A 242-nucleotide genomic window follows, 5' to 3' on the forward strand; every position below is an offset into this window, starting at 1 on the left:
GCTTAGCGGACCGGCTCAAAATATTGGCCTACAATTGCATAAAGGCAGTAGCATTTACTTTAACAAGGTTAATAATGCCGGCGGAATAAATGGCGCGGAGGTACAACTTCTAGTTGCAAACGATAATTACGAACCAAAGCAAACTGTTAATAATACCCGTACTTTTATTTATTCCGACAAAGTCGATGCATTGTTTGGTGCCATGGGCACCCCAACCAGCCATGCTATTATACCTTTACTAG

At 41.7% G+C, this 242-nt stretch carries 1 protein-coding gene; it reads left to right on the top strand.

All coding sequences use genetic code 11. The annotated features are described in order from the left end of the window. Positions 1 to 242 (top strand): ABC transporter substrate-binding protein (locus tag SB749_RS20615; RefSeq protein ID WP_410711955.1); only part of this gene is annotated, 242 nt, incomplete at both ends.

Origin of the sequence: Brevibacterium sp. SIMBA_078, from assembly GCF_046534565.1 — a bacterium.
Lineage (GTDB): Bacteria > Actinomycetota > Actinomycetes > Actinomycetales > Brevibacteriaceae > Brevibacterium.